At 59.5% G+C, this 220-nt stretch carries 1 pseudogene; it reads left to right on the top strand.

Features of this window, described 5'->3' with window-relative positions:
• Positions 1-220: pseudogene (locus ACM6IV_RS19605) on the top strand (hypothetical protein); the annotation flags it as partial.

The raw sequence follows: 220 nt of genomic DNA, 5'->3' as shown, positions 1-220 counted from the left end.
CACAGTCATCGAACAGGCTGGTGGCGGCAACGATGAAGTGCGGGTCAGCTACAAGGAACACACTCTGGCGGCCAACGTCGAACGCCTGACTTACGTGGGTACCGAGACGTTTACCGGTAAGGGCAATGCCAGCGACAACATCATCACTGGCGGCAACGGCAATGACACGTTGCTGGGTGGGGGCGGTGCCGACCAGTTCTTTGGCGGTGCAGGCATGGAT

The organism is Pseudomonas sp. IT-347P, from assembly GCF_949768005.1.
Classification (GTDB): domain Bacteria; phylum Pseudomonadota; class Gammaproteobacteria; order Pseudomonadales; family Pseudomonadaceae; genus Aquipseudomonas.
Note: the sequence above shows the minus strand (reverse complement) of the source record. Positions and strands in the feature narration are given on the sequence as shown.